Source organism: Klebsiella sp. JB_Kp042 (genome assembly GCF_040065275.1).
Classification (GTDB): domain Bacteria; phylum Pseudomonadota; class Gammaproteobacteria; order Enterobacterales; family Enterobacteriaceae; genus Klebsiella; species Klebsiella quasipneumoniae.
On the sequence record NZ_JBEAJL010000092.1, the window covers coordinates 27,932 to 52,503 of the forward strand.

General features: G+C 59.3%; 28 protein-coding genes. 12 read left to right on the forward strand and 16 right to left on the reverse strand.

Annotated elements, in window-relative coordinates; translation table 11 throughout:
* Window positions 1-55: 55 nt before the first annotated feature.
* Window positions 56-355, reverse strand: a complete 300-nt coding sequence (locus tag ABLV54_RS17280) for a DUF406 domain-containing protein (protein WP_020481014.1) — start codon at window positions 353-355, stop codon at window positions 56-58.
* A 277-nt stretch (window positions 356-632) separates the two neighbouring features.
* Between ABLV54_RS17280 and rihA the strand changes: the two genes are divergently transcribed.
* A complete protein-coding gene (rihA, locus tag ABLV54_RS17285; RefSeq protein WP_226564102.1) occupies window positions 633-1,568 on the forward strand; it encodes a pyrimidine-specific ribonucleoside hydrolase RihA in 936 nt (311 codons plus the stop codon).
* Between the two features lie 62 nt (window positions 1,569-1,630).
* On the opposite strand, the gene ABLV54_RS17290 is transcribed toward rihA, so the two are convergent.
* Both ABLV54_RS17290 and ABLV54_RS17295 read right to left on the reverse strand, forming a co-directional pair.
* The gene (locus tag ABLV54_RS17290; protein ID WP_226564104.1) at window positions 1,631-2,668 is read right to left on the reverse strand and encodes an NADP-dependent oxidoreductase; all 1,038 of its coding nucleotides are present in this window, start codon (window positions 2,666-2,668) and stop codon (window positions 1,631-1,633) included.
* A gap of 65 nt (window positions 2,669-2,733) precedes the next feature.
* The gene (locus ABLV54_RS17295; protein ID WP_023289886.1) at window positions 2,734-3,315 is read right to left on the reverse strand and encodes an XRE family transcriptional regulator; all 582 of its coding nucleotides are present in this window, start codon (window positions 3,313-3,315) and stop codon (window positions 2,734-2,736) included.
* Between the two features lie 161 nt (window positions 3,316-3,476).
* Between ABLV54_RS17295 and ABLV54_RS17300 the strand changes: the two genes are divergently transcribed.
* The gene (locus ABLV54_RS17300; protein WP_226564106.1) at window positions 3,477-3,995 is read left to right on the forward strand and encodes a GNAT family N-acetyltransferase; all 519 of its coding nucleotides are present in this window, start codon (window positions 3,477-3,479) and stop codon (window positions 3,993-3,995) included.
* Entirely contained in the window at window positions 3,992-4,441 is a 450-nt protein-coding gene (locus ABLV54_RS17305) for a DMT family transporter (RefSeq protein ID WP_023289888.1), read from the forward strand. The genes ABLV54_RS17300 and ABLV54_RS17305 overlap by 4 nt, the downstream gene beginning before the upstream one ends.
* 8 nt (window positions 4,442-4,449) lie before the next feature.
* Here ABLV54_RS17305 and ABLV54_RS17310 read toward each other — a convergent pair whose 3' ends face one another.
* Together ABLV54_RS17310 and ABLV54_RS17315 are read right to left on the reverse strand one after the other, a co-directional pair.
* Window positions 4,450-4,683, reverse strand: coding sequence for a YdcY family protein (locus tag ABLV54_RS17310; protein WP_023289889.1), 234 nt, complete (start codon window positions 4,681-4,683; stop codon window positions 4,450-4,452).
* 16 nt (window positions 4,684-4,699) lie between these two features.
* Complete coding sequence (locus ABLV54_RS17315; protein WP_023289890.1) at window positions 4,700-6,298, reverse strand: ABC transporter substrate-binding protein; 1,599 nt, start codon at window positions 6,296-6,298, stop codon at window positions 4,700-4,702.
* A gap of 269 nt (window positions 6,299-6,567) precedes the next feature.
* Here ABLV54_RS17315 and ABLV54_RS17320 point away from each other — a divergent pair, with 269 nt between their 5' ends.
* Window positions 6,568-8,001 (forward strand): aldehyde dehydrogenase, encoded by a 1,434-nt coding sequence (locus tag ABLV54_RS17320; RefSeq protein WP_226564108.1) that lies wholly within the window; start codon window positions 6,568-6,570, stop codon window positions 7,999-8,001.
* 14 nt (window positions 8,002-8,015) lie between these two features.
* Here ABLV54_RS17320 and ABLV54_RS17325 read toward each other — a convergent pair whose 3' ends face one another.
* Together ABLV54_RS17325 and ABLV54_RS17330 are read right to left on the reverse strand one after the other, a co-directional pair.
* Window positions 8,016-8,765, reverse strand: a complete 750-nt coding sequence (locus ABLV54_RS17325) for an alpha/beta hydrolase (protein WP_348814201.1) — start codon at window positions 8,763-8,765, stop codon at window positions 8,016-8,018.
* 88 nt (window positions 8,766-8,853) lie between these two features.
* Complete coding sequence (locus ABLV54_RS17330) at window positions 8,854-9,027, reverse strand: GhoT/OrtT family toxin (protein ID WP_008804686.1); 174 nt, start codon at window positions 9,025-9,027, stop codon at window positions 8,854-8,856.
* Between the two features lie 195 nt (window positions 9,028-9,222).
* Between ABLV54_RS17330 and yncL the strand changes: the two genes are divergently transcribed.
* Window positions 9,223-9,315, forward strand: a complete 93-nt coding sequence (yncL, locus tag ABLV54_RS17335) for a stress response membrane protein YncL (protein ID WP_002906891.1) — start codon at window positions 9,223-9,225, stop codon at window positions 9,313-9,315.
* A 51-nt stretch (window positions 9,316-9,366) separates the two neighbouring features.
* On the opposite strand, the gene ABLV54_RS17340 is transcribed toward yncL, so the two are convergent.
* Window positions 9,367-9,618 (reverse strand): hypothetical protein, encoded by a 252-nt coding sequence (locus ABLV54_RS17340; protein ID WP_032428864.1) that lies wholly within the window; start codon window positions 9,616-9,618, stop codon window positions 9,367-9,369.
* Between the two features lie 487 nt (window positions 9,619-10,105).
* Between ABLV54_RS17340 and ABLV54_RS17345 the strand changes: the two genes are divergently transcribed.
* Window positions 10,106-10,228 (forward strand): small membrane protein, encoded by a 123-nt coding sequence (locus ABLV54_RS17345; protein ID WP_004175940.1) that lies wholly within the window; start codon window positions 10,106-10,108, stop codon window positions 10,226-10,228.
* A gap of 341 nt (window positions 10,229-10,569) precedes the next feature.
* Here ABLV54_RS17345 and patD read toward each other — a convergent pair whose 3' ends face one another.
* From patD to ABLV54_RS17375, 6 genes are all read right to left on the reverse strand, one after another.
* Entirely contained in the window at window positions 10,570-11,997 is a 1,428-nt protein-coding gene (patD, locus tag ABLV54_RS17350) for an aminobutyraldehyde dehydrogenase (RefSeq protein WP_226564110.1), read from the reverse strand.
* 22 nt (window positions 11,998-12,019) lie between these two features.
* A complete protein-coding gene (locus tag ABLV54_RS17355) occupies window positions 12,020-12,826 on the reverse strand; it encodes an ABC transporter permease (RefSeq protein ID WP_017900483.1) in 807 nt (268 codons plus the stop codon).
* A complete protein-coding gene (locus ABLV54_RS17360) occupies window positions 12,816-13,745 on the reverse strand; it encodes an ABC transporter permease (protein WP_004202776.1) in 930 nt (309 codons plus the stop codon). Before ABLV54_RS17360 ends, ABLV54_RS17355 begins: the two co-directional genes overlap by 11 nt.
* A 1-nt stretch (window position 13,746) precedes the next feature.
* Window positions 13,747-14,760, reverse strand: coding sequence for an ABC transporter ATP-binding protein (locus tag ABLV54_RS17365; protein ID WP_004202778.1), 1,014 nt, complete (start codon window positions 14,758-14,760; stop codon window positions 13,747-13,749).
* A gap of 16 nt (window positions 14,761-14,776) precedes the next feature.
* Complete coding sequence (ydcS, locus tag ABLV54_RS17370; protein WP_248860882.1) at window positions 14,777-15,922, reverse strand: putative ABC transporter substrate-binding protein YdcS; 1,146 nt, start codon at window positions 15,920-15,922, stop codon at window positions 14,777-14,779.
* Window positions 15,923-16,227: 305 nt separating this feature from the next.
* Window positions 16,228-17,640 carry a PLP-dependent aminotransferase family protein gene (locus ABLV54_RS17375; RefSeq protein ID WP_032453089.1) on the reverse strand — a complete coding sequence of 471 codons (1,413 nt, stop codon included), beginning with the start codon at window positions 17,638-17,640 and terminating at the stop codon, window positions 16,228-16,230.
* Between the two features lie 720 nt (window positions 17,641-18,360).
* On the opposite strand from ABLV54_RS17375, the gene ABLV54_RS17380 reads away from it, so the two are divergent.
* From ABLV54_RS17380 to ABLV54_RS17400, 5 genes are all read left to right on the forward strand, one after another.
* Entirely contained in the window at window positions 18,361-19,758 is a 1,398-nt protein-coding gene (locus ABLV54_RS17380; protein WP_226564242.1) for a cytochrome ubiquinol oxidase subunit I, read from the forward strand.
* A complete protein-coding gene (gene cydB, locus ABLV54_RS17385) occupies window positions 19,758-20,768 on the forward strand; it encodes a cytochrome d ubiquinol oxidase subunit II (protein WP_226564245.1) in 1,011 nt (336 codons plus the stop codon). Before ABLV54_RS17380 ends, cydB begins: the two co-directional genes overlap by 1 nt.
* Window positions 20,768-20,893, forward strand: coding sequence for a DUF2474 domain-containing protein (locus ABLV54_RS17390; RefSeq protein WP_004202785.1), 126 nt, complete (start codon window positions 20,768-20,770; stop codon window positions 20,891-20,893). Before cydB ends, ABLV54_RS17390 begins: the two co-directional genes overlap by 1 nt.
* Before the next feature lie 96 nt (window positions 20,894-20,989).
* Complete coding sequence (locus ABLV54_RS17395; protein ID WP_048297631.1) at window positions 20,990-21,274, forward strand: hypothetical protein; 285 nt, start codon at window positions 20,990-20,992, stop codon at window positions 21,272-21,274.
* 149 nt (window positions 21,275-21,423) lie between these two features.
* Window positions 21,424-21,657 (forward strand): DUF2554 family protein, encoded by a 234-nt coding sequence (locus ABLV54_RS17400; protein WP_032428865.1) that lies wholly within the window; start codon window positions 21,424-21,426, stop codon window positions 21,655-21,657.
* A gap of 12 nt (window positions 21,658-21,669) precedes the next feature.
* Here the strand turns inward: ABLV54_RS17400 and ABLV54_RS17405 are convergent, their stop codons facing one another.
* A complete protein-coding gene (locus ABLV54_RS17405) occupies window positions 21,670-23,631 on the reverse strand; it encodes a U32 family peptidase (RefSeq protein ID WP_226564247.1) in 1,962 nt (653 codons plus the stop codon).
* Between the two features lie 33 nt (window positions 23,632-23,664).
* Here ABLV54_RS17405 and ABLV54_RS17410 point away from each other — a divergent pair, with 33 nt between their 5' ends.
* The gene (locus ABLV54_RS17410; RefSeq protein WP_032429169.1) at window positions 23,665-23,832 is read left to right on the forward strand and encodes a hypothetical protein; all 168 of its coding nucleotides are present in this window, start codon (window positions 23,665-23,667) and stop codon (window positions 23,830-23,832) included.
* A 10-nt stretch (window positions 23,833-23,842) separates the two neighbouring features.
* On the opposite strand, the gene ABLV54_RS17415 is transcribed toward ABLV54_RS17410, so the two are convergent.
* Window positions 23,843-24,412 carry an XRE family transcriptional regulator gene (locus ABLV54_RS17415; RefSeq protein ID WP_226564249.1) on the reverse strand — a complete coding sequence of 190 codons (570 nt, stop codon included), beginning with the start codon at window positions 24,410-24,412 and terminating at the stop codon, window positions 23,843-23,845.
* Between the last annotated feature and the right edge of the window lie 160 nt (window positions 24,413-24,572).

Sequence of the window (24,572 nt, forward strand, 5' to 3'; positions counted from 1 at the left end):
CCGCGGACCGGCGGGCGAAGGCGTTACCCTCAGGCGCTGGCGCCCGGGGCGCTGATTACAGCAGGTTTCTCAGGGACAATTCGAAAATGATCTTTTCCGCCTGGCAGGAGAAGGCGATGGACAGATCGAGTTTCACCTCGTCGCCGGCGGCGGCGAGCGTGTAGTCAACCTGCGGTGGTTCACTGGCCGGCGCCGCCGCGGCGGCACGCTCGCGAACGGCGGCTACGGTTGACTCCGCTTCCTCGCGGCTCGGGAATAACTTCTCAGCCCGGTAGACGCAGTCCTCGTTATCAATAATTGTCCCGACATCAATGGCGCAGCCTTTGGTGCTGCATTTATCTACTACATCTTTCATCGTCATAACCTCTTGAGTTTTCTTAAGGATAAGAATCCGCTCGCCGAAAAGCAAACCATTAATATCCGTAAGGATTAGCGATTTTTATTCTATCGCGCCGCGCCGGACGCTAGCTTGCGCCACCGCAAGGCGAGGCATGATGATGCAGGACCGCCGCGACTCACCGCGCGATTGCCCCTGCAACCGTGCTAGCCATCACACTATTCTGCACACTTTCTCGTCTGCCTCGCGCCGCAGCGTTAGTCTGGTCACAGAACAACGCCAACAAGGAGCTGCTATGGCACTGCCGATAATGATTGATTGCGATCCGGGACATGATGACGCGATCGCCCTGGTCCTCGCCCTCGCCTCGCCGGAGCTGGAGGTGAAAGCCGTCACCGCCTCCGCAGGCAACCAGACCCCGGAGAAGACCCTGCGCAACGTGCTGCGTATGCTGACCCTGCTGAACCGCGCGGATATTCCGGTCGCCGGCGGCGCGTGGAAGCCGTTAATGCGCGATCTGATCATTGCCGATAACGTGCACGGGGAAAGCGGACTGGATGGCCCGAACCTGCCGGAGCCGGCCTTTGCGCCGCAAAACTGCACCGCCGTCGAGCTGATGGCCAGGGTGCTGCGCGAAAGTCAGGAGCCGGTGACGCTGGTAGCCACCGGGCCGCAGACGAACGTGGCGTTGCTGCTCGCCAGCCATCCTGAGCTGCACGCGAAGATCGCCCGCATCGTGATCATGGGGGGCGCTATGGGGCTGGGCAACTGGCAGCCGGCGGCGGAGTTTAATATCTACGTCGATCCGCAGGCGGCGGAGATGGTCTTTCATTCGGGGATCCCGGTGGTGATGGCGGGCCTGGATGTCACCCACCGGGCGCAGATCCTTCCTGCGGATATTGAGCGATTCCGCCAGATTGGCAATCCGGTATCGACCATCGTCGCCGAACTGCTCGACTTCTTTATGGCCTACCACAAGGACGAAAAGTGGGGCTTCGACGGCGCGCCGCTCCACGACCCCTGCACCATCGCCTGGCTCCTCAAGCCGGAGCTCTTTACCACTATCGAGCGCTGGGTCGGCGTGGAAACGGAAGGCAAATATACCCAGGGGATGACGGTGGTCGATTACTACCATCTGACCGGCAATCCGCCCAATACCACCCTGATGCTGGATGTGGACCGCGAAGCCTTTGTCGAACTGCTCGCCCAGCGGTTAGCCTTTTACGCCTGATATTCATGCAGCGCCTCTCTTCCCGGCCGGGAGAGAGGCGCGTTCAGGCTATACCCGGCGTATTAGTCATCCGCCGACACGCGGATCACCACCTTACCAAAGTTTTCACCTTTCAACAGGCCGATCAGCGCCTGCGGCGCCTGCTCCAGACCGTCGATCAGCTGTTCGCGATATTTAATTTTAACCTCCTGCACCCAGCGCCCCATCTGCTGCTGGAATTCCGCGATCCGATGCCCATAATCCTGGCCGATAATAAAGCCCTGCATCCGAATGCGTTTCTTGAGGATGGTCGCCATCAGCAGCGGCAGACGGTCCGGCCCGTCCGGCAGACCGGTGGCGTTATAGCCGCTCACCAGTCCGCAGACCGGAACCCGCGCCGCGGTGTTGAGCAGCGGCAGCACCGCGTCAAAAACCTTGCCGCCGACGTTTTCGTAGTAGACGTCAATGCCCTGCGGGCAGGCCTGGGCCAGCTGTTCGGCAAAGTCCGCCGCGCGATGGTCAAGGCAGACATCAAAGCCTAAGGTGTCAACCGCATAGCGACATTTCTCCGCGCCGCCGGCGACGCCGACGGTACGGCAGCCCTTAATTTTGCCGATCTGTCCGACCGTAGCGCCCACCGGCCCGGTGGCCGCAGCGACCACCAGCGTGTCACCCGGTTTCGGCTGGCCAATGTCCAGTAATCCCATGTAGGCAGTGAAGCCCGGCATCCCCAGCACCCCCAGCGACCAGGACGGGTGCTGCGGGTTGTCCCCCAGCTTCACCAGCCCGCTGCCGTCGGAAAGCTCATAATCCTGCCAGCCGCTGTAGCCCAGCACCCAGTCGCCGGGTTGAAAATCATCATGCTGCGAGGTCACGACGCGACTCACGGTCCCGCCCACCATCACCGCGCCGATGGCCACCGGCGGTGAATAGGACGGCGCGTCGCTCATCCGCCCGCGCATATAGGGATCCAGCGATAAATAAACGGTACGCAGCAGAACCTGACCCGGCCCCGGGGTGGGCACCTCGCGCTCTTCCAGGCGGAAATGCTCTGCCGTCGGTTCACCATGGGGACGGGAAGCCAGTACCCAGCGGCGATGGCGTTGCGGTTGTTCTGACATAGCAAACTCCTCTTGTTAGCAGACAGTACTGAGGCTAGCTGCTTTATGCACAATGCGCTTTATCATTAAGAGCCGGATGGCGATTGATTAAGGCGCACCACCAGATAGACGCAGGTCTCTGCGGATTCATTGATAAAGCGGCAGTCGTTCGGTGGGCCGAGCTCCAGACAGTCCCCGGTCTGCATCTCGTGGCGGGTATTCCCTTCCAGGAACACCAGCTCGCCCCGCTGCAGCCAGATCAGCTGGCGGGCCAGCGCATAGGACGAAGCCGGCATCGGCACATCGCTGCCGGGCGGCAGCTCGATCTGCACCAGGTCAATGGGCAGATCGCTGCGCGGCGAAACGTGGCGGCGGAGATAGTGGCTTTGCGGGTCGTGCCATACCGGCTGGCTGGCAAAACGCAGCAGCTTGCCTTCCTGCATTTCCGCCCTGGCGATCAGGGTCGACATACTGATGCCGAAGGCGCCGGAAAGGCGGCCCAGCATCGACGCCGTCGGGCTGCTTTCGCCGCGCTCGATTTTATGGATCATCGCCCGCGAGGCGCCCGCCCGTTCGGCCAGGTCGTTCAGCGACCAGCCACGGGATTCGCGCTCGATGCGGATGCGCGCGCTGATACGCTGATTGAGGTTGTCTTCTATAGTATTCATAACGTAACACTATAGTGTGGGCGCAGGCATTACACAACCGCCCGTCGGGCCGCATAACCCCTGGCCCATCAGGAAAAAATTTGCTGAAAACGGATGACAGCGTGGCGTTCATTATTGTAATAATATCGTACTACTATAGTGTACGAAAACTGAGGTTTGCTATGTCCATCCGCCCTGCCATTAAAGACGATTGCGCGGCGATCGCCGAGATCTATAACCACGCCGTCGTGCATACCGCCGCTATCTGGAATGACAAAACCGTGGATACCGACAACCGCATCGCATGGTTTGAAGCCCGCCAGCTGGCAGGCTTTCCGGTGCTGGTGAGCGAGGAAAACGGCGTCATCACCGGCTATTCCTCCTTTGGCGACTGGCGCACGTTTGACGGCTTTCGCCACACCGTGGAGCATTCGGTGTACGTTCACCCCGAGCACCAGGGGAAAGGCCTGGGCCGCAAACTTCTGGTCGCCTTGATCGCCGAAGCGCGTCGGCTGAATAAACATGTGATGGTCGCCGGGATCGAGTCGCAGAACCACGCCTCGCTGCACCTGCATGAAACGCTGGGCTTTATCACCACCGGGCAGATGCCGCAGGTGGGAACCAAATTTGGTCGCTGGCTGGATCTGACCTTTATGCAGCTGCAGCTTGATGCGCGCCAGGACCCGGACGGCCAGGCATGAATGGGTCGCTTACCCTCGCCTTTCTGGTGGCCGCCGGCGTAGGCCTGGTGGTGCAGAACACCCTGATGGTGCGCATCACCCAGTCGGTGTCGACGATCCTCATCGCCATGCTGCTCAATTCGCTGGTAGGTATCGTTATTTTCGTGACCTTGTTGCTGCTGCGCCAGGGTGTCGCCGGCTTTCATGAGCTGGCCCTGAACGTGAAGTGGTGGACGCTGATCCCCGGCATGCTGGGATCCTTTTTCGTCTTCGCCAGCATCAGCGGCTATCAGACCGTGGGCGCAGCCACCACCATCGCGGTACTGGTGGCCAGCCAGCTGGTCGGCGGGTTGATCATGGATTTAATTCGCGCCCACGGCGTACCGCTGCGGGCGCTGATCGGGCCATTATGCGGCGCGGTGATGCTGGTGGTGGGCGCCTGGCTGGTGGCCAGACGCCAGTTCTGAGCGACTGTTCAGAGGATCGCGCCGCCTTTGGTCAACTGCTCGCGGCGCGCGTCCTGCTCTTCCTGATGCTGTCGCCCATGGTGAGCGATGGCGGTGCGCAGGCGCTGCTGCTGAGTATAGCGTTCCTCACGACTGAGCTGCGCGTCATCGCTCAGGGCGATCAGCAGCTCATTCATATGCGCGATAACGCCCTCGGCAAGGATGTCATCGACTTTAACGATGACCTCATCCAGATGTGCCATTCTGTTCTCCTTTCACTTAATTCAGCTTCGCTTTGGAAAAATCGCTCCCCATCATGCTCACAGTGTAGCCGCTGACGTTGCTGCGGGTGGCATAGAAGGTCTTGCCGGTCGCCAGGGTGATCCACGGCGCCTGCTGGTAAAAGATCTCTTGCGCCTGTTCGTAGAGTTTGGCGCGCGCCTGCGGATCGCTCACCAGCAGGGCTTTCTTCACCAGCGCGTCATACGACTTATCGCACCAGCGGGCGGCATTAGAGCCGGTCTGGATATTATCACAGCTGAGCAGCGTGCCGGCAAAGTTGTCCGGGTCGCCATTGTCTGACATCCAGCCGTACAGGGCGCTGTCGTGTTCGCCTTTACGCATGCCGGCCAGGTATTCGCCCCACTCATAGCTGACGATCTTCGCTTTCACCCCGACTTTCGCCCAGTCGTTTTGGATCATTTCAGCAATGCGTTTTGAGTTCGGGTTGTAGGGCCGCTGAACCGGCATCGACCACAGGGTCACTTCCGCCCCTTGCTCCAGACCCGCCTGTTTGAGCAGCGCCTTCGCTTTCTGCGGATCGTAGTCGTAGTCCGGGAGGTCTTTTTTATACCCGAGCATGGTGGATGGGATCGGCGACTTCGCCACCGTACCGGAATCGAGGAACACCGCCCTAACGATGGCCTGTTTGTCGGTGGCGTAGTTTAACGCCTGGCGCACCAGCACATTATCAAACGGTTTTTTCTCGGTGTTGAACGCCAGATAGCCGACGTTCAGCGCCTCGACGGCGTGCAGCGTCAGATCGTTATTGCCCTTGATCACCGGGAACTGTACCGGCGAAGGCGCCGGAATAATCTGGCACTCGTTAGTCTGCAGTTTAGCCAGTCGGGTCTCGACGTTCGGCGTGATGGAGAAGATCAGGTGCTTCGTCGGCACCTCGCCTTCCCAGTAGTGGGGATTGGCGATATAGCGGATTTGCGAATCCACTTTATACTGCTGCAGAGCATAGGGTCCGGTGCCGACAGGCCAGTTATCGACGTTTTCTGGCGTTCCTTTCTTCAGCATCGCCTCGCCATATTCCGCCGACAGAATAGAGGCGAAGTCCATTCCCCAGTCGGCAAGAAACGCCGCGTTCGGCTGATTGAGCACAAACTGGACGTGATAGTCATCGACCTTTTTCACCGACTTAATCAGCTTATCGAGGCCCACGTCGTGGAAGTACTCATAGTTCCCCTGCGACACCTTGTGATAAGGATGCTGAGGATCCATCTGGCGCAGTACCGAAAACAGGACGTCGTCGGCGTTAAAATCGCGGGTCGGTTTGAAGAATTTATTGCTGTTGAACTTCACTCCCTGACGCAGCGTGAAGGTCCAGGTTTTGCCATCTTCAGAGACGTGCCACTCGGTGGCCAGCGACGGGATCGGCGTGTTCTTCACCGGGTCAAAGGTGACCAGGCGGTTATACAGCACCTGTGAGCTGGCGACGAACGACGGGCCGGAGCTGGCGATCTGCGGGTTGAAGGACTCCGGGGAGGCCTCTGAGCAATAGACCAGCGTGTCATTGCCCGCGGCCCATGCGGCGCTGGCCGGCAGCAGCGCGCTCAGCAGCAGCGCCAGCGTGGTTTTCCCTGTAGACATGGTTATAAGTCCTGATTATTGATTATAAGAACCGTAATAACAGCACAGCCCCTGGCCCCCGGCAAATAATCAATGGCTATCACCTTATGCCAATCGCGCTGAATTTGCTGGTTTAAACGGCGTCGCGCTGCTTTTTGCGCCAGGTACAGTTGGGATGTTGTGAGCTACGCACAATTCCGGCAAAAAAATGTGCGATAACCGCCCCGCTCACGCTCGCCGCCAGCCGCGACCGGTACACTGGAGGAACCGCAGAATAAGAGGTTACCTCCATGACAATCACCTGCAATCTGTACATTGCCGGCCAGTGGCACGATGCCGAAGACCATCGGACCTTTACCCGGCGCCACCCTGCCCACGACGACATCGCCTCGGTTGCCGCTGCCGCCAGCCTCGCCGACGGTAAACGCTGCGTCGAGGCCGCGGCCAGCGCCTTCCCGCAGTGGCGCGATACATCCCCGGCGGAACGGCGACGCTTACTGCTCGACGCGGCGGAACATATGCTGCTGCGGGAAGCTAAATTTATCGCCGCCATGGCGGCGGAGACCGGCGCCACCGCCCACTGGGCGGGATTTAATGTCCATCTGGCGGCCGATATCCTGCGCGAAGCGGCGGCGCTGACCACCCAGATCGAAGGGCAGATCATTCCATCCAACGTGCCGGGCAATCTGGCGATGGGGGTCCGCCAGGGTGCCGGCGTAGTGCTGGGCATGGCGCCGTGGAACGCGCCGCTGATCCTTGCCACCCGGGCACTGGCGACGCCGCTGGCCTGCGGCAACACGGTGATCCTCAAGGGCGCTGAGCTCTCCCCGGCTACACAAGGATTGATTATCGACGCCCTCGACGCGGCGGGCTTCCCGCCGGGCGTGGTGAACTATCTCACCTGCGCGCCTCAAGAAGCGCCGGCGCTGGTGGAGTCTCTGATCGCCCATCCGGCGGTGCGGCGCGTTAACTTTACCGGCTCCACGCCGGTGGGGCGGATTATCGCCCGCACCTGCGGGCAGTATCTGAAACCGGCGGTGCTGGAGCTCGGTGGCAAAGCGCCGCTGCTGGTCCTCGACGATGCCGACATTGAGCAGGCGGCGGCGGGCGCCATTTTTGGCGCCTTCGCCAACGCCGGACAGATCTGCATGTCCACCGAGCGCATTATTGTCGACAACGCCGTGGCGGAGCGCTTTATCCCTCTGCTGACCAGGCGCGCCGCTTCTCTCCCTGCCAGCCTGACCGGCCCGGTGGTCGACATGAACACCGTCACCCGCTGCAACGCGTTAATCGACGATGCCTTAGCCAAAGGCGCCCGCCTGCTGACCGGCGGCAAAGCCAGCGATACCCACATGGCGCCTACCTTGCTGGACGGCGTCACCCGCGAGATGCGGCTGTGGAACGAAGAGTCCTTCGGCCCGGTAAAAGCGATTATTCGCGTTAATAACGATGAAGAGGCGCTGGCGGTAGCCAACGACAGCGACTATGGCCTTTCCGCTGCGGTCTACAGCCGCGACAGCGCCAGAGCGTGGAACCTGGCGCAACGTCTGCAAACCGGCATTTGCCATATCAATGGCCCAACCGTTCATGATGAAGCGCAAATGCCGTTTGGCGGCTGCAAAGCCTCCGGCTATGGCCGGTTCGGCGGCCGGGCCGGGATTGCGGAATTTACCGAGCTGCGCTGGATAACGCTCCAGACCCAGCCTCGCGAACTGCCATTCTGACGCCGTCCCCCCCCTTAGCCGTGGCTGGCGATAAGCTGCGCCAGCCCTTCCTGGTTTTCCCACGCCATCGAGTGCCCCGCTTGGGGCACAATCCCGACCGGGATCCCTTGCGCCTCTACCCGTTCGATATCCGCATAAGGGAGCGACTGCTCGCCGACGATCAGCATCTTCTGACAGCGCAGCTGGCAGAGCTGGGTAAACCAGGGGGTGTCGCTGCCGTGTATCAGGCTGCTGGCGGCTCGCCAGACGGCCCAGGGGGCGCTGTTTTGCAAACAGCCGGCCCAGGGCGAGCGCTCTTCCGCCAGCATCCTGGCGTAACCTTCGGCGATAAAGGCCGCCTCTGACTGCGCCGCTATGCGCCGGCTGTACTCGCCGCCTCCGGCGACCAGGTTGGGTTCAGAAACCAGTAGCGTGGTCACCCGCCCCGCCAGCAACCCTGCCGCTTCGATGGCGATGCTTCCCCCCATGCTATGCCCGTACAGCGCGAAGCGCTGCAGGCGCAGGTGGTCGAGGACTTGCTCCACCGCTTGCGCCTGGCTATGTATGTTGTAACTAAAGTCGTGCGGTTTATCGCTATAGCCGAAGCCCGGTAGATCGATAAGTATTTTGCGCCGCCCGTTGAGCGCGGGGGCGCTGGCGACGCGGGGGTAGTCGTAAGATGACGCGCAGCCGAGGCCGTGGATAAACACCAGCGGAAGCCCCTCTCCCGGAAGATCGAGCCAACGCAATGTGGCGCCTGCGACGGACGAAAAGAAACCGTTCACCTGTTTGCCTCCATGATAAGGTTACTGTGTTTTTATACAGTAACCTTATCCATGCCGCCACCCTTTTCTGTCGTCCGCCGCCGGAGCGTTAAAACAGCGAGACGAGTAGCGCCATCGGGAAGCTGAACGGCCAGGTGGCGCCGATCAACAGGGCCGCCAGCAGGCGGATCACCCGGCTCTCTTTGGTTAAAAACCAGCTAATTACGGCGCAGATCACGCCCATAATGGCGTAAAACACCAACATTTTTTGATATAACGTCATTCTTCGTTTTCCTTCCCTGAGGAGCGTTCCATGGTGGGATAATTATCTGCCATGACGTCGTGATTCAGAGATACCTGTATAACAAATTCAGAATCGGGCTGAATATTCAGAACAAAGCCCGATTCGTCTTAATCCGATAGCGCAACCGCGCCCGCCGTACTATACCTTTAGGGACTTACTCATTAAGGTGGCGTTATGGATGTCTCCAGCAAGACCGTCGTTATGATTAATGTCTGCGCCGCGTTCGCGCTTATCAGCCTGCTGTCGGTGAGATTTGGCTGGTTTTAATCATTTTACTCAGCAACGAAACCTAAAAAAGCAGCCCTCTGGGCTGCTTTTTTACGTGCGGAGGCTCGCGCCTATATTAGGGTCATAAACAATACGGGCTGAGTGGCCTGCGATAATAACCTTGTTTAGCGCAGGGTTATAATGAGGCAAAACATTCACTTTCTCACTATCCCATTCGGCGGCGGCGCAAACGGCCTGCCCCACTCCCGCGCTCTCACAGCCCTGAATACGTTTTGCCGGCGCGTTACCATAGCTCAGCGCCACGGTGCCGACAGCCAGCAGAATAAAAGCAAAAATTTTCACAGCGACATCAACGTTAAAACCGAATATGCGTGAAATGATCGCATGAGCGGCGGCGGAAAGTCAAACCCGGGAGCGTGCGCCAACGCGCTGGCGCGTATGGCGGATTGACGCGCCGGTTATTAAATATTGCGAATAAATATTACCCGTTAACCGTAAATATAAAAGACTTATTTATCGTCGTGAAATAGTTTCTGTTCAGCGCAATCTGATTCGTCTGATAAAGATAATATTTCGCCAATCGCAAACCAAAAGATTATCGCGCGTTGGCCGAAAATGCGATATACCGCGCAGGCGCTGGATCTTAATAAGATAAAAGGCGGCTACAAGCCGTTGTAACTTAACCTTTTCATGTCAGGCCTCGCTGGCGAGGGCCCCCGATAGCGCTAAATGACAACAAATATCATTTGCCTTCTCTTCAGAGAATACTTACATTCATAACTATTGGTAATGTTTTTAGCGCTGTGCGCTTTTATATTTCGAGGTGGATATGTCCGGAATCATCACCCTGGTCATCGCGCTGATCCTGCTGGTCGCGGCGGTGTATAATCTTATTTCCTATATACGGGACCGTCGCAGCGCCAGCTTGCCGAGCAAAAAAACCAAGCGCTGAACACGGTTAACGCGATTTCCTTCCTGCGCCAGCATCGCTGGCATACTCCTCTTCCTGGCTTAGTGCGGACATAAAAAAAGCCCCTGCCATCAGGCAGGGGCCGGTATTGGGTCGCAAACCGCGACGTTGCCGCCTCACCCGCCGGGCGCGACGCGCCCAGGGTGACTGGCGAACCCCATCCGGCGCTTATCTCCGGCACTCACGATGGCTTAGCTCTTGAAGGGGTATCAGAATAATCTCACATTCTCCGCCGCGAGTTTTAACCATTTTTGCCATCGTGACTATTAGCGAACTAACACACCCATTGCGTAATCATTCGTTGCCGCTTATGGGTCAATCCGTTAGCCATGTTTAACCATCACATGGCGGACCACGGTGTAATCCTCAAGGCCGTACATCGACATGTCTTTCCCATAGCCCGACAGCTTCTGGCCGCCATGCGGCATTTCACTCACCAGCATAAAGTGGGTATTGACCCAGGTGCAGCCATACTGCAGCCTGGCGCTGAGCCGGTGGGCGCGGCCAACATCTTTCGTCCACACCGAAGAGGCCAGACCATACTGGGAGTCATTTGCCCAGCTCAGGGCCTGCGCTTCATCGCTGAAAGGCGTCACGCTGACCACCGGGCCAAACACTTCGCGCTGCACGATGGCGTCTTCCTGCCGGGCGCCGGCGAGCAGCGTCGGCTGGAAATAATAGCCCGCGCCGTCCGCCCGATTGCCGCCGGTCACCACTTTAATATGCGGTAGCGCCTTTGCGGCTTCCACCGCGGCGCTGACGCGCTCAAGATGGGCCAGCGAGCTCAGCGGTCCCAGCTCGGTGGCGACATCCTCCGGCGCTCCCATTTTCAGGCTGGCCACCGCCGCCCCGAGCTTCTCCACCAGCTGCTCATAAATACCCTGTTGGGCGTAGATCCGGCAGGCGGCCGTACAGTCCTGGCCGGCGTTGTAAAACCCGAAGGTCCGAACGCCATCCACCACCGCATCGATATCCGCGTCGTCAAAGACGATGACCGGCGCCTTACCGCCCAGCTCCATATGGGTACGTTTAATCGACGAGGCGGTATGGCCGATGATATGCGCGCCGGTGGCAATCGACCCGGTCAGGGAAACCATTCGCACTTTCGCGTGGGCGGTCAGCGGATCGCCCACCGTTTTGCCGCGGCCGAACAGTACGTTGACCACCCCTTCCGGGAAAATATCTTTTGCCAGCTCAGCCAGCTTCAGCGCCGTCAGCGGGGTGATCTCGGAGGGTTTTAGCACCACGCAGTTGCCTGCCGCCAGCGCCGGGCCCAGCTTCCAGGCCGCCATCATCAGGGGATAGTTCCACGGCGCGATGGAGGCCACCACGCCCACCGGGTCGCGACGGATCATCGAGGTATGCCCTTCCAGATACTCTCCGGCCGCCATTCCCGGCAGGCAGCGGGCGGCGCCGGCGAAGAAGCGGAAAACGTCCGCAATGGCCGGCATCTCATCGTTAAGCACGCAGTGCAGCGGCTTGCCGCAGTTCAGCGACTCCAGCTGCGCCAGGGTCTCCGCCTGCGCCGCGATGGCATCCGCCAGCTTCAGCAGACATTCCGCGCGCGTTTTCGGCGTCGTCTGGCTCCAGGCGTCGAACGCCCGATCCGCCGCCTCAACGGCGGCATCCACCTGGGCCGCTGTCGCTTCGGCAATCTCCAGGATCACATCGCCGGTCGCAGGGTTGTATACCGGCACCTTCTCGCCTTCACCTGCCACTAACTTACCGTTTATCAAGAGGTTGTGTTGCATAGCATTATCCTGTTTCATGGTTTTATTTCCCGTTTCCGGCGACGTTATCGCCGTCGCGGGTGAGCCACCAGGCCCCTAAGATTGGTATCGTTGTTACCAGCATCACCAACAGCGCGACAACGTTGGTGACGGGCACATCTCGCGGCCGCCCCAGCTGATTCAGTAACCACAGCGGCAAAGTTCGCTCATGCCCTGCGGTAAAAGTCGTGACGATGATTTCATCAAATGACAGGGCGAATGCCAGCATCCCGCCCGCCAGCAGCGCCGATCCCAGATTGGGCAGCACCACGTAGCGAAAGGTCTGCCAGCCGGTCGCCCCCAAATCCATCGAGGCCTCCACCAGGCTCCAGGAGGTCCGGCGGAAGCGGGCGATGACGTTGTTAAACACCACCACCACGCAGAAGGTCGCGTGCCCCACCACGATGGTCAGCAGCCCAGGCTCAAGGCCGACCGCTTTAAAGGCGGTCAGGAGCGCCAGGCCGGTAATAATCCCCGGCAGGGCGATGGGCAGCAGCAGCAGTAGCGACACCGCGTTCTTACCAAAAAAGGTGCTCCGCCACAGGGCTCCTGCAGCAAGCGTGCCAAGCACTAAGGCGATGGCCGTCGACAGGGCGGCAATTTTAAGTGACAACGTCACTGCCTCCAGAATATCGCTGCGCCCTGCCGCCTCGCTGAACCAGCGCAGCGTCAGCCCCTGCGGCGGAAAACTGAAGGCGGCATCTTCCGTATTAAAAGCATAGATGGCGATGATCAGCAGCGGAAAGTGGAGAAAGACCACCCCGCCCCATGTCGCCAGTTTCAGATACCAGGGTGCGCGTTCAGAGTGCATCGAAGGCTCCCAGACGTTTCACGAACGCCAGATAAAGGGCAATCAGCACGATCGGCACGAGGGTAAACGCCGCCGCCATCGGCATATTGCCGATCGCCCCCTGCTGCGAGTAAACCATATTGCCGATAAAGTACCCCGGCGGGCCGACCAGCTGCGGCACGATAAAATCGCCCAGCGTCAGCGAAAAGGTGAAGATAGACCCGGCGGCAATCCCGGGAATAGCCAGCGGCAGGACCACGTAGCGGAAGGTCTGCCGCGGGGCGGCGCCAAGATCGGCCGAGGCCTGCAGCAAAGAGCCCGGGATACGCTCCAGCGCCGCCTGCACCGGCAGGATCATAAAAGGCAGCCAGATGTAGACGAAGACCAGGAAGCGTCCGAGTCCGGAGGTGGATAAGGTGTTGCCGCCCACCGCCGGGACGGTCAGCAGAGCGTTCAGCGCCCCTTCCAGCCCGAGATGGCCGAGGAACCACTGCGCCACGCCATCTTTGGCTAACAGCAGCACCCACGCGTAGGCTTTGACGATATAGCTGGCCCACATCGGCAGCATGACCGCGATATAAAAGAAGGCCTTCATTTTGCCGCTGGTGTAGCGCGCCATATACCAGGCCATCGGCAGCGCCAGCAGGGCACTGGCCAGCGTCACGCACAGCGCCATGACCAGGGTGCGAACGATAATGTCGTAGTTGGCAGGGTTGAACAGCGCCTGCAGATTGGCCAGCGTGAAGTCGCTGGTCACCGACATGGTGAAGTCGTCAAAAGTATAGATACTCTGCCACAGCAGGGTCAGCAGCGATCCCAGATAGACGATGCCAAACCACATCAACGGCCCAAGCAGCAGCAAAAACAGGCCCAGCGCCGGCCGGCGCCAGAAGATCCCCGATACGCGTCCGGCCTGCGCAGGAACAATCGCCATGGTCATCTCAGCCTCCGCTTTCCAGCGGGGTCATCGCCGCACGCGACCATGACGCCTGCACCGTTTGCCCGGTTCGCGGAACGCTCGCCGCCGCCGCGCCGTCGATATTGGCCTGGCTGACCAGCAGCTTGTCGCCATCCGCCAGCCGGAGCTCGATCCGCGTTGCCGCCCCCTGATACTGTACCGCCTGCACCACACCCTGCACCTGCACTTCGCCGCCGCCCTGCAGGCGAACATGTTCCGGGCGCAGCGACCAGCAGCCCGCCAGGCCGCATAGCCGCCGGGCCGCCTCGGCCTCAAAGACGTTGGCGGTGCCGACAAAACCGGCGACAAAGGCGGTCTTCGGATGCAGATAAAGATCCTGCGGGGCATCCACCTGCTCAATGCGCCCGTTGTTAAACACCGCCACGCGATCGGACATCGACAGCGCTTCGCTCTGGTCGTGGGTGACGAAGATGAAGGTGATCCCCAGCGACTGCTGCAGCTTTTTCAGCTCCACCTGCATCTGCTCGCGCAGCTTTAAATCCAGGGCGCCCAGCGGCTCGTCGAGCAGCAGCACCCGCGGCTGGTTCACCAGCGCCCGGGCGATGGCGACCCGCTGCCGCTGACCGCCAGAGAGCTGGGAGGGCTTGCGATGGTGCGCAAAACCGAGGGCCACCTTCTCCAGCGCCTCCTGGGCGCGGGCATGGCGCGCTTTCTTCGCCACGCCTTTGACCATCAGGCCGTAAGCGACATTGTCGAGGATCGACATATGGGGAAACAGCGCATAGTCCTGGAACACGGTATTGACGTCCCGCTGCCAGGGCGGCAGCTCGCTGGCCGGCTGACCGAAGATCCGGATGGTGCCGCCGGAGAGCTGCTCAAAACCGGCAATCAGCCGCAGGCAGGTAGTTTTCCCCGAGCCCGAAGGTCCCAGCATGGAGAAAAACTCGCCGTCGCGGATGCCAATGCTGACCCCGTCCACCGCCCGCACATCGCCATACAGGCGCGATACATTCTGAAACTCGACCGCGTACGTCATTGTTTGCCTCCGATCCTTAGCGGCCGCCCATTATCGCAATGTAGTCCTGCGTCCAGCGGCTGTAGGGAACGTATTTCCCCCCCTCGGCAACCGGCGTTTTCCAGAAGTGGATGCGGGCAAACTGGTCATAGCCGTTGGTCTCACAGCCTTTCTCTCCGAGCAGCGCGCTGGCTTTACAGCCCTCAGGCACCACCGGCAGCGAGCCGAACCAGGCCGCTACATCGCCCTGCACCTTCGGCGTGAGCGACCAGTTCATCCATTTATAAGCGCAGACCGGGTGCTTCGCCTCGCTGTGCAGCATGGTGGTATCCGCCCAGCCGGTCACCCCCTCCTTCGGAAATACGGTAGCGACAGGCTGGCCTTCCGCCTTCAGGCCGTTGGCCTGATAGGGCCACGAGCTGGAGGCGGCCACCCCTTCGTTTTTGAAGTCGTTCATCTGCACGGTGGCGTCATGCCAGTAGCGGTGGATCAGCGGTTGCTGGTCACGCAGCACCTTCAGCACCGCGTTGTACTGGGTTTCGGTCAGTTGATAGGGATCTTCGATCCCCAGCTGCGGTTGGGTGGCTTTGACAAACAGCGCAGCGTCGGCGATATAGATCGGGCCATCATAGGCCTGCACCCGCCCCTGATTGGTTTTGCCATCCGGAAGATCCTGCTTCACGAAGACCACGCTCCAGCTGTCCGGCGGCGTCGGGAATACGCGGGTGTTGTACATCAGCAGATTCGGTCCCCACTGATACGGCGTGCCGTAAACTTTGCCCCCGACGTTAAACCATGCCCCTTGCGCAATGCGCGGGTCGAGAGTGTGCCACCCGGCAATCAGCGCTGTGTTAATCGGTTGAACGCGTTTGCCCATGATCAGACGCAGCGAAGCATCGCCCGAGGCAGTCACCAGATCGTAGCCGCCCTTGGCCATCAGGCTAACCATTTCGTCAGAGGTGGCGGCAGTTTTCACATTAACCTGACAGCCGGTCTCCTTTTCAAACTGGCTGACCCAGTCGTACTGCTTGTCGGTCTGACCGCGTTCGATATACCCCGGCCAGGCAATAATATCCAGCCGCCCTTCCGGTTTATCCAGCGAGGTGAGTGGCTCAGCCGCCTGGACGGTCAGGCAGGCCACCCCCAGCACATAAAGGCTGCAACGGGCCAATTTTTTGCTCATCAGGTGTTACTCCTGTCACAAGGGAATTAGCGGCAGCCGTGCCGTAAAAATATCTCCTGAAATAAGGGTAGTCAGCGGATTAACGCCCTCGGGGGAATTTATTCAGGTTGTGACCCGGGACGCATTACGCAAAAATCGCCAACACAAGACTGACTTTATGGATTATAGACAACGAGTTAGAGAAAAAGGAGGGGTATGCGTATTTCCTATGGTGAGCGCCGGTAAAATAATGACCGGCCTCGATAAAAATCCATCTTCGTTTATTTTTAGCGATTGTTTATCGCGGCGAAAAATAGTCAAAGCGATCAGGAAAGCTGCTCACGAATTAGCTCGCCCAGGCGCTTCACCCCCTGCTCTTCGCGTTCTCCCCAGCCCCAGGCGGTATTAAAGCGGAAAAACGAGGTCCAGCTGGCGGAGGTGGAGAACATTTTTCCCGGGGCGATGCTGATGTGCGACGCCAGCGCCCTGGCGCTCAGCACGCTGGCGTCGGCCCCTTCCGGTAGTTCGATCCACAGAAAATAGCCGCTGTCGCTGTGATGGATAGTGACCTCCGGCGGCAGATGGCGCAGCAGCGCCTGCCAGGCCTGCTGTTTACGTTCCGCCAGCTGGCGGCGGAGACGGCGCAGATGGGCGTCATAGCGTTTGGTCGACAGGTAATCCACCAGGGCTAACTGCATCGGCGAGCTGGTGGAGAGCGTACTCATCAGCTGCAGCTGCTGGATCCGCCGCGCCTGTTTCCCGGCCGCCACCCAGCCGATGCGAAAGCCGGGCACCAGACATTTTGAAAACGAACTGCAGTGCAGCGTCATATCCTGTTGATCCCAGAACTTCGCCGGCAACGGCTTCTCGCGGCCAAAGTAGAGCTCGCTGTAAACATCATCTTCAATCAGCATCACGTCATAGCGCGCCAGCAACGCCACCAGCGCTGCTTTTTTTTCGGCGCTGAGGGTGAAGCCGAGTGGGTTCTGGCCGTTGGTCATCAGCCAGCAGGCCTTGACCGGATAGTTTTGCAGGGCCGCCTCCAGCGCCGTCAGGTCAATGCCCTCTTTGACGTCGGTGGCCACCGACAGCGCCTTCAGACGCAGCCTCTCCAGCGCCTGCAGGGCTCCGTAGAAACAGGGATTTTCCACCACCACCCAGTCGCCGGGCTCGGTCACCGCCTGCAGGCTGAGGTTTAGCGCCTCCAGCGCTCCGGCGGTAATGACGATCTCGTCGGGCGAGACGTTCATCCCCTGCAGGGCATAGCGCCGGGCAATGGCGTGCCGTAGCTCCGCGTTGCCCGGCGGCAGGTTCTCAATCACGCTCATGGCGGTGGCGGTTTTACTCACCTGCGCCAGCGAACGGTTAAGCTGCTGGAGTGGAAAGAGACGCGGGTCCGGGAAGGCCGAGGCAAAGGGCAGCATTGACGCCTGGCGGCTGGCCTGGAGCACCTCAAAGATGTAAGTATTGATATCGACCGCTTCATCGCGGGTCACCTGAGCAGGCGGCGCCGGCTGACGAAGCTTCACCGGCTGGGGAGCGACGTAATATCCCGACTGCGGTCGGGCGACGATGCGCCCCTGGCTTTCCAGTAGCTGATAGGCATGGCTGACGGTCATAAAGCTCATGCCGCTGCTGACCACCTGCTCGCGCAGCGAGGGGAGCCGATCGCCCGGCAACCAGACGCCAAGCGCGATCTGGTCGGTCAGCTGCTGCGCCAGCTGTTGATACTTTTTCATTGTCACCCTTTCCTTGCTGCAACCTCCCTTTATCATATATCAGTTGTTATAAATTAACACTTTTAAGTAACTGTTATGCAAAACAGCGCAACCCGGTCACACAGAACGCCCGCAGGAAAGGTTCACGAGAAAATTGTCCAAAAAAACGATATGATGCATAACCAAAAAATGAACATGATACCGATGGTAATACATAAGCTATGTAATCCTTTTTCTGACATGACCATTCCCTTTTATTGATATCCTGAGAATAAAATACAAAGCACGGCTAAACACGACAATTTAAAATTATTTAATTCATAATTAACTGACTCATCCTTTTTACTGATTCTCATACTAACAAACGTGTGCAGACGTTAAATTCATTAATAAAGAACAGATAATAAAATGCTATATCTGTCGTAATCAGAGGATATTGCTCACAAAAATTAAACGACCGCGCTTTCCCGGGCAGCTACAGGTCTAAGCTGATCCGTAAGACTACGATAATACAGTGAAATAGATTATTAATATTTTCCTGGCCAACAATCTGGCTTTGCTTTCAGCGTTAAAAATGACGCTTTTCATTGGGGGGATTTCCATGTAGGCGGTCCCCGGAGACCGGCAAAAAGATCATAACAGCCGCCAACTGTTATGATAAAAAATGAACCGACTGCCTCTGCCCCCTTGCCGCCACCCTGCCTAAAATTGCGCTGAATCAATTTTGTTGTGGAGTCCTGCATGTTCGGTCTTGATGCATTCCATCTGGCGCGAATTCAATTCGCCTTTACGGTCTCGTTTCATATTATCTTTCCCGCCATCACCATTGGCCTGGCAAGCTACCTGGCGGTTCTCGAAGGCCTGTGGCTGAAAAGCAAAAATCCCACCTGGCGCTCGCTGTACCATTTCTGGTCGAAGATCTTCGCCGTCAACTTCGGTATGGGAGTGGTGTCCGGGCTGGTGATGGCCTATCAGTTCGGCACTAACTGGAGCGGTTTTTCGCAGTTCGCGGGCAGCATCACCGGCCCCCTGCTGACCTATGAAGTCCTGACGGCGTTCTTTCTGGAAGCCGGTTTTCTCGGGGTCATGCTCTTCGGCTGGAACCGCGTGGGGCCGGGGCTGCACTTTTTCGCCACCTGCATGGTGGCGCTGGGGACTATCATCTCGACCTTCTGGATCCTCGCTTCCAACAGCTGGATGCAGACCCCGCAGGGCTTTGAGATCGTCGATGGCCAGGTGGTGCCCGTCGACTGGCTGGCGGTGATCTTTAACCCGTCGTTCCCCTACCGCTTGCTGCACATGACGGTGGCGGCATTTCTCAGCAGCGCGCTGTTCGTCTGCGCCTCGGCGGCCTGGCATCTGCTGCGCGGCAATCAGTCGCCAGCGATCCGCAAGATGTTCTCCATGGCGCTATGGATGACGCTGCTGGTCGCGCCGGTCCAGGCGCTGATCGGCGATATGCATGGCCTGAACACCCTGAAACACCAGCCGGCAAAAATCGCCGCCATTGAGGGCCACTGGGAAAACCCGCCCGGCGAGCCGACGCCGTTATTATTGTTTGGCTGGCCAGATATGGAACAGGAGCGCACCCGCTACGGGCTTGAGATCCCGGCGCTGGGCAGTCTGATCCTCACCCACAGCCTGGATAAACAGGTGCCGGCGCTGAAGGAGTTCGCCCCTGAGGATCGGCCAAACTCCACCGTGGTGTTCTGGTCATTTCGCCTGATGGCTGGTCTCGGCATGCTGATGTTGCTGCTCGGGGCGCTGGCCCTGTGGCTGCGCCGCGGCGACCGGCTGTACCACTCGCGGCCGTTTCTCCGCTTTGCCCTGTGGATGGGCCCCTCAGGACTGATTGCGATTCTCGCCGGCTGGGTGACTACCGAAGTGGGCCGCCAGCCATGGGTGGTGTATGGCGTTCAGCGCACCGCCGAGGCGGTTTCCGCCCACGGCGATCTGCATATGTCGGTCAGTTTGTTAACCTTTATTGTGGTTTACAGCGCCGTCTTCGGGGTCGGCTACAGCTACATGCTGCGCCTGATCCGCAAGGGGCCGCAGGAGGTGCAACCCGCGACAACCGGTACGCCAGCCCGCCCGCTGTCCGCCGCTACTGAAGGTTATCTGCAGAAGGAGTCTCGCTAATGGGTATCGAATTATCGGTGATCTGGTTCGTGATTATCGTCTTTGCCACGCTGATGTACATCGTCATGGACGGCTTTGATCTGGGCATTGGCATGCTGTTCGGCACGGTCCGGGGCAGCACAGAGCGCGACGTGATGGTGAACAGCGTCGCCCCGGTATGGGATGGCAATGAGACCTGGCTGGTGCTGGGCGGCGCCGGTCTGTTTGGCGCCTTTCCCCTCGCCTACGCGGTGATAATCGACGCCCTGTCGATCCCCCTGACCCTGATGCTGATCGGCCTGATCTTTCGCGGCGTGGCCTTTGAATTTCGTTTCCAGGCCACGCCGTCGCACCGGCCATTCTGGGACCGCGCCTTCTTTGGCGGTTCCCTGCTGGCGACCTTCAGCCAGGGCGTGGTGGTCGGAGCGGTGATCGACGGTTTTACCGTCAGCGGTCGCGCCTTCAGCGGCGGCATGTTTGACTGGCTGACCCCGTTCAGCCTGTTTTGCGGACTCGGGCTGTGCGTGGCCTATGCGCTGCTCGGCGCTACCTGGCTGGTGATGAAGAGCGAAGGCGCGCTGCAGCAGCGGATGCGCAGCGCGTCGCGACAGTTGCTGGTTGCCCTGCTGGCGGTGTTTGCCGTCATCAGCCTGTGGACGCCGCTGGCGCACCCGGCGATCGCCGCCCGCTGGTTCAGCCTGCCGAATCTCTATTTCCTGCTGCCGGTGCCGCTGCTGGTGCTCCTGATTAGCGCCTGGCTGTGGCGCACACTGCCTCTGCACGACCGCCATGTCTCGCCTTTCACCCTAACGCTGGGCCTGGTGTTTCTCGGCTTTAGCGGCCTGGGGATCAGCATCTGGCCGCATATTATTCCGCCATCGATTACCTTGTGGCAGGCCGCCGCCCCGCCGCAAAGCCAGGGCTTTATGCTGGTGGGCGCGCTGCTGATTATTCCGGTTATTCTTGGCTATACCTGCTGGAGCTATTACGTGTTCCGCGGCAAAGTCCAGCCATGGGAGGGTTATCATTGATGAAAACCGTCTGGTCGAAACGTCTGCTGTGGCTGATCGCGCTGTGGGGAGGCAGCGTGCTGACGCTGGCCGCCATCAGCCTGCTGTTTCGCCTGCTGATGACCGCCGCAGGTCTTAAAGTTTGAACCAGGATGCAGAGTCATCCGGATCCGGAGCTCTCCATCTTGTCTTCACTTTTACCTGCTGAAATACGCGGACACATCAGAAGAAAGGATATTGCTATGAAGAAGTTAGCTTTACTGTCCGCCGCGATGACGCTGGGAATATCGTCATGGGCTTTCGCTGCCGACAACCCGCCGCCGCCGCCAGAAAAAAGCGCGCAGCATCAGGGTAAATCGGCGGCGAAAAACGGCCAGCACGACGGTAAGCAAGCGCAACACAACGGCAAGCAGCCGCGGCATGATGGCAAGCAGCCGCAACGAGACGGCAAACAACCGCAGCATGGTGGTAAGCAGCCGCCAAAAGGCGGTGAGCACAGCGGGAAACCACTGCCGCCAAAAGCGTAATCCCTCACGCCTGGCCTTCTGCGCCAGGCTTTTTTCACCCTCTTTCAGCAGACATTGACAAACCCTTGCCCTTCTTTGATAAACCGGGAAAAAAACCTGCACAGCGCCTGGCATAGTAAGCCCACGCCATTGATTCACAGAGAAAAGGTATGTTGAGGAGAAGCATGAGCGCCCTGCTGTTGCTGTGCGCGCTTTTTTCCGGGCATCTGCTGGCCCACCGTCAGGGGCACGATTACTTTCCGGTACAGAGCCTCGAGCAGCAGCTGCTGCACGAGGCGGATAGCGATGAGCTTCGCAGCCGGTGCGAAGAGAACGCCGCCGACCTGCGCGAGCATCACCGCTGGCAGGACGCCCGCAAACCGCGGGCATCACACAGCCAGTAGCGTCGCCGCGGATCAGGCCCCTTTGCGCTTCGGCAGGGTCTTCATCAGCTCGTCCGGGCTGACGGAGGCCACGATGCTACCCGGGTGCGGCATTTTGAGGATATGGTTTTTGATCTTGCCGACCACGTGCATTTCGCACGGACGGCAGTCAAACTTCAGGGTCAGCACTTCATCGCCATGGATCAGCTGCATCGGCGTGGCTTTCCAGCTCTTGATGGAGCCTTTCGCCTGTTTCGGACAGAGATTGAAGGCAAAGCGCAGGCAATGTTTAGTGATCATCACCGGCACATCGCCCTTCTCTTCGTGGGCTTCATAGGCGGCGTCAATCAGCTGCACGCCATAGCGCTGGTAGAACGCCCGCGCCTTGTGGTTATAGACGTTGGCGAGGAAGGAGAGATGGGTCTCCGGGTAGACCGGCGGCGGCACAGAGACCGGCTTACGGGTGCCGCGCTGCCAGGCGTTGAGCCGCGCGTCATCCAGCATTTCGGCCGTTTCACGCCGCAGCTGGTTGAGCAGGCTGTTGGGCACAAACAGCGGCGGCAGATTGACCTGCACCTCGCGCGCATAGTAAATGGTTTGCCCCAGTTTTGTGACACCGTCACGCAGGTTGGCCAGCGCTTTCTCCGCCTGGTTAGCTTCGGCGAACTCCCCGTCAAGGGTGTGGGTCACGCTGACGCCATCTTCACAGGTCATGGTGAGAACCAGCTGCTCCTGCCAGCCGCTTAGGGTGACGTCTACGGCGATGCGGCGTTCGCTGGAGGTCTTCAGCAGCGCCTGCTGCCAGTTGTGATCAAGGTTGCGGTTGAGCGCCTGATGCGGGCGCACTTTGTGCAGATCCGCAGGCATCTCGTTCGGCCACACCCGATAGCGGTTTTCGCCGGTTTTTTCCACGGTATTGGCGCGGAAGCCCACCACTTCACGCTTAATCATCACGTTAAGGCCATCGCCGTTGGTTAACGGTTCGCTGACCTCGACGTCGAGATGGTCTTTACCCACCTTCAGCACTTCGCCCACCGGCAGTCCGATAAATTTTGGCGAATCAAAGGCGCCGATATCCCCTTTACGGGCATTAACGAAGTAATCGGTGCTGCCGCGGTGGAAGGTTTTATCGGTGGACGGGATAAAGAAATGCTCGGTGCGCCCTGCCGAGGCGCGCGCGAGATCGCCGCGGTCTTCAATAATGGCGTCCAGCATCTGGCGGTAGTGAGCGGTGATGTTTTTCACGTAGCTCATGTCTTTGTAACGGCCTTCGATTTTGAAGGAGCGCACCCCGGCATCGATCAGCGCCGCCAGGTTGGCGGTCTGGTCGTTGTCTTTCATCGACAGGAGATGTTTTTCATAGGCCACCACTCGCCCCTGATCGTCCTTCAGGGTATACGGCAAGCGGCAGGCCTGCGAGCAGTCGCCGCGGTTGGCGCTGCGTCCGGTCTGGGCGTGGGAAATGTAGCACTGGCCGGAATAGGCCACGCACAGCGCGCCATGGATAAAGAATTCGATGGTGGCGTCAGTATTATCGTAGATGGCTTTGATTTGACTGAGGTTCAGCTCGCGCGCCAGCACGATCTGGCTGAAACCGGCGTCTGAGAGAAACTTTGCTTTCTCCACGCTGCGGATGTCGCACTGGGTGCTGGCGTGCAGCTCGATCGGCGGCAGGTCCAGCTCCATGATCCCCATATCCTGGACAATCAGCGCATCGACGCCCGCGTCGTAAAGGTCGGTAATCAGCCGCTGCGCCGGCTCCAGCTCATCGTCATGCAGAATGGTGTTCAGCGTCACAAAGACCTTGGCGCCAAAGCGATGGGCGAAAGGCACCAGACCGGCGATGTCGCTCAGGCCGTTGCTGGCGTTGTGGCGGGCGCCAAAGCCAGGTCCACCGATATAAACGGCGTCGGCGCCGTGAAGGATCGCTTCGCGAGCGATACCGGCGTCGCGGGCAGGACTAAGAAGTTCAAGACGATGATTGTGCAGGCGCATACGCGTGTTGTTATCCAGTATAAGGGGGTCGAAATGGCGGCTATTGTAGTCAGAACCGGGCGCAGACGAAAACCTTTTCCGCCGTCGCGGGACGACGAATTTTCAGTTTTCAGCAAAGTATTGAAGGAAAAGATATTTCCCTCAAATCACCGTACAGAGTACTGTCATCACGTATTCCGGATTTTCCTCGTCACGTTGTGAGTGGTTATCATCAGTCATCTTGTCTGGCCGCAGGTTCGCCCGCGGTTTTTTCTTTTGGATAGTGGATAAGCGAATGGAAATGAGCCGCCTGGGCGCCGCTGTTCCGGTAGGCATGCGCCGCATCGCCGGCGAAGCGCCGACCCTCACCCGCCTGCAGCGAGTGCCACTCCCCCTGTAAGCAGAGATCCAGGGTACCGCTAATCACGACAACATGCTCAATCACCCCTTGCTCATGCGGCGTCGATTCGCTCAGCGCCCCGGGAGCAAGGGTTATCGAGAAATGATCAAAGCGCAACTCCGGGTCCCACGGGAAGACCGGGGTCACCACCATCGCCTGCTGCTGCGGGTCAAACGCGGAGGGCGCCGCGCCGTCATCCGGAACGATAAACGCCGAAAACGGCACGTTCAGCCCGGTGGCAATCTTCCACAGCGTCGCGACCGTCGGACTCGATTCATTCCGCTCAATCTGCCCGAGCATGGCTTTCGACACCCCGGTCTCTTCCGCCAGACGCGACAGGCTCCAGCCGCGCTGCTGACGCAGATTTTTGAGGGTGCCCGCCAGATGTTGCGCAATATTCATCCTACCTCCTGATTTTTCAGCCCAGAGTATACCTCCATTTGCCTGATTCAACAGGGCGATTAGCGGCATCGCGGGCCGTTTGCGACAAGAGCCTCGGTGCGCAGCCCTCACCACGCAGGAACCTTGTGCGCTAAAACGCACAATGATAGAGTGATCGGAC

Bases quoted from the DNA above. Each gene is read 5' to 3' on its own strand.
- ABLV54_RS17365 (WP_004202778.1), bottom strand. From the start codon at position 14,760: ATGACGTACGCGGTCGAGTTTCAGAATGTATCGCGCCTGTATGGCGAT.
- ABLV54_RS17355 (WP_017900483.1), bottom strand. From the start codon at position 12,826: ATGCACTCTGAACGCGCACCCTGGTATCTGAAACTGGCGACATGGGGC.
- cydB (WP_226564245.1), top strand. From the start codon at position 19,758: ATGGGTATCGAATTATCGGTGATCTGGTTCGTGATTATCGTCTTTGCC.
- ABLV54_RS17305 (WP_023289888.1), top strand. From the start codon at position 3,992: ATGAATGGGTCGCTTACCCTCGCCTTTCTGGTGGCCGCCGGCGTAGGC.
- ABLV54_RS17360 (WP_004202776.1), bottom strand. From the start codon at position 13,745: ATGACCATGGCGATTGTTCCTGCGCAGGCCGGACGCGTATCGGGGATC.
- yncL (WP_002906891.1), top strand. From the start codon at position 9,223: ATGGATGTCTCCAGCAAGACCGTCGTTATGATTAATGTCTGCGCCGCG.
- ABLV54_RS17315 (WP_023289890.1), bottom strand. From the start codon at position 6,298: ATGTCTACAGGGAAAACCACGCTGGCGCTGCTGCTGAGCGCGCTGCTG.
- ABLV54_RS17300 (WP_226564106.1), top strand. From the start codon at position 3,477: ATGTCCATCCGCCCTGCCATTAAAGACGATTGCGCGGCGATCGCCGAG.
- ABLV54_RS17310 (WP_023289889.1), bottom strand. From the start codon at position 4,683: ATGGCACATCTGGATGAGGTCATCGTTAAAGTCGATGACATCCTTGCC.
- ABLV54_RS17400 (WP_032428865.1), top strand. From the start codon at position 21,424: ATGTTGAGGAGAAGCATGAGCGCCCTGCTGTTGCTGTGCGCGCTTTTT.
- ABLV54_RS17330 (WP_008804686.1), bottom strand. From the start codon at position 9,027: ATGACGTTATATCAAAAAATGTTGGTGTTTTACGCCATTATGGGCGTG.
- ABLV54_RS17320 (WP_226564108.1), top strand. From the start codon at position 6,568: ATGACAATCACCTGCAATCTGTACATTGCCGGCCAGTGGCACGATGCC.
- ABLV54_RS17280 (WP_020481014.1), bottom strand. From the start codon at position 355: ATGAAAGATGTAGTAGATAAATGCAGCACCAAAGGCTGCGCCATTGAT.
- ABLV54_RS17405 (WP_226564247.1), bottom strand. From the start codon at position 23,631: ATGCGCCTGCACAATCATCGTCTTGAACTTCTTAGTCCTGCCCGCGAC.
- ABLV54_RS17345 (WP_004175940.1), top strand. From the start codon at position 10,106: ATGTCCGGAATCATCACCCTGGTCATCGCGCTGATCCTGCTGGTCGCG.
- ABLV54_RS17410 (WP_032429169.1), top strand. From the start codon at position 23,665: ATGGCGGCTATTGTAGTCAGAACCGGGCGCAGACGAAAACCTTTTCCG.
- ABLV54_RS17295 (WP_023289886.1), bottom strand. From the start codon at position 3,315: ATGAATACTATAGAAGACAACCTCAATCAGCGTATCAGCGCGCGCATC.
- ABLV54_RS17290 (WP_226564104.1), bottom strand. From the start codon at position 2,668: ATGTCAGAACAACCGCAACGCCATCGCCGCTGGGTACTGGCTTCCCGT.
- ydcS (WP_248860882.1), bottom strand. From the start codon at position 15,922: ATGAGCAAAAAATTGGCCCGTTGCAGCCTTTATGTGCTGGGGGTGGCC.
- ABLV54_RS17375 (WP_032453089.1), bottom strand. From the start codon at position 17,640: ATGAAAAAGTATCAACAGCTGGCGCAGCAGCTGACCGACCAGATCGCG.
- rihA (WP_226564102.1), top strand. From the start codon at position 633: ATGGCACTGCCGATAATGATTGATTGCGATCCGGGACATGATGACGCG.
- ABLV54_RS17380 (WP_226564242.1), top strand. From the start codon at position 18,361: ATGTTCGGTCTTGATGCATTCCATCTGGCGCGAATTCAATTCGCCTTT.
- ABLV54_RS17415 (WP_226564249.1), bottom strand. From the start codon at position 24,412: ATGAATATTGCGCAACATCTGGCGGGCACCCTCAAAAATCTGCGTCAG.
- ABLV54_RS17390 (WP_004202785.1), top strand. From the start codon at position 20,768: ATGAAAACCGTCTGGTCGAAACGTCTGCTGTGGCTGATCGCGCTGTGG.
- ABLV54_RS17395 (WP_048297631.1), top strand. From the start codon at position 20,990: ATGAAGAAGTTAGCTTTACTGTCCGCCGCGATGACGCTGGGAATATCG.
- patD (WP_226564110.1), bottom strand. From the start codon at position 11,997: ATGCAACACAACCTCTTGATAAACGGTAAGTTAGTGGCAGGTGAAGGC.